General features: G+C 75.1%; 2 protein-coding genes. Both read left to right on the top strand.

The window, feature by feature from the left end:
* Positions 1 to 754 (top strand): enoyl-CoA hydratase/isomerase family protein (locus MVA01S_RS26410; RefSeq protein WP_060941756.1); only part of this gene is annotated, 754 nt, incomplete at its 5' end.
* Between the two features lie 14 nt (positions 755 to 768).
* The coding region (locus tag MVA01S_RS26405) for a CoA transferase (protein WP_082762408.1) at positions 769 to 1,734 on the top strand (966 nt) is incomplete at its 3' end.

Here is a 1,734-nt window from a genome sequence, read left to right as displayed (position 1 = left end):
GCAGCGCTGCGACCGGTGGCCGCAGGCGGCCGCGGTCTGCGACGACGTGCTGCGCGCGCTCGACCCCGCCGGGCCGGTGTTCGCCGGGGTGATCACCGAATCGCTGGCCTACTCGACCCTGCAGTCGGGTCCGGAGTTCGCCCGCTGGCTGACCGAGCGCGGCCCGGCGCAGGTTCCGGTCACCCCGGATCCCGTGGTGGCGCAGCGCGAAGGCGGCCGCCTGGTCATCCGGTTCAACCGGCCGCAGCGGCACAACGCGTTCTCCACCGATGCCAGGGCCGCCCTGCTGGACGCCCTCGAGGTGGCCCGACTGGATCCGTCGGTGGACGAGGTGGTGCTGGCCGGCAACGGTCCGTCGTTCTGCAGCGGTGGGGACCTCGCCGAGTTCGGCTCGTTCACCGACCCCGCCGCCGCCCACCTGGCCCGCACCCGGCACAGCCCGGCGCTGGTGCTCGCCGAGATCACCGCGCGGCTGGGCCGGGCCTGCCGCGCCGAGATCCACGGCCAGGTGCAGGGCAGCGGCCTGGAGATGGCCGCGTTCTGCGGCACGGTGTCGTGTCGTCCCGACGCGGTGCTCGGCCTGCCCGAACTGGCGTTGGGCCTGATCCCCGGCGCCGGCGGCACCGTCAGCATCACCCGGCGGATCGGGCGGTGGCGCACCGCGTATCTGGTGCTGTCCGGGCGCTCGATCGATCCCGCCACCGCGCTGCGGTGGGGCCTGGTCGACGTCGTCGCCGGCGCACCGGCCCCCTGAACCACAATGGGGTGATGACGTCCGTGCGAATCCCCGCCGCGGTGCTCGAGCGGGCCGGCTCGGTCGCCCGCGACGTGGCCGCCCGTGCGGGCATCGCCGTCGACGCAGGCGAACTGCTCGGCGGTCGGGCCGCCCTGCTCGGACTGCAGGCCGCACACCGGATCTCCGCCGGTGGCGCCACCCGGCTGCTGGACGCGCGCGACGGTTGGTGTGCGCTGACCCTGTCGCGGGCCGACGACATCGCCGCCGTACCGGCGCTGGCCCGGACCGACTCCGTCGGCGACGATCCGTGGCCGGTCGTCGCCCGGTGTGTGCGCGACCTCGGTGTGGAGGAATTCGCCGAGCGGGCCCGGCTGCTCGGCCTGCCGGTGGGCGTGCTCGGCGAAACGACCTCTGCCGCACCGGTTCACCGCGAGATCGGTCCGGCTGCTGGGCCGGCCGCAATGTCGGGTCTGCTCGTGGCCGACCTGTCCGCGATGTGGGCCGGCCCGCTGTGCGGCCGGCTGCTCGGGCAGGCGGGTGCCACCGTGGTGAAGGTGGAGAGTGCGGCACGACCCGACGGCACACGGCAGGGTCCGCGGGCCTTCTTCGACTGGGTGAACGCCGGAAAACTGTCCTACCACGCCGATTTCGCGCAACCCGAGCGTCTGCGCCGGCTGCTGTCGGCGGCCGATGTGGTGATCGAATCCTCCCGGCCGGCAGCCCTGCAGCGCCGCGGGCTGGGGCCACAGCAGGTGTCGGGCCGCCCGGGCCGGACCTGGCTGCGCATCACCGGGCACGGCACCGCGGACGGGCGCGCCGACTGGGTCGCGTTCGGCGACGACGCGGCGGTATCCGGCGGGCTGGTGAGCGGCACCGCGCAGGCGCCCCGGTTCTGCGGCGACGCGATCGCCGACCCGCTGACCGGCCTGCACGCCGCGCTCGCGGTCCTGCAGTCGCAGGCCCGCGGCGGCGGCGAACTGGTGGAGATCTCGATGTCC

Origin of the sequence: Mycolicibacterium vaccae NBRC 14118 = CIP 105934 (assembly GCF_001552715.1) — a bacterium.
GTDB lineage: Bacteria > Actinomycetota > Actinomycetes > Mycobacteriales > Mycobacteriaceae > Mycobacterium > Mycobacterium vaccae.
Note: the sequence above shows the minus strand (reverse complement) of the source record. Positions and strands in the feature narration are given on the sequence as shown.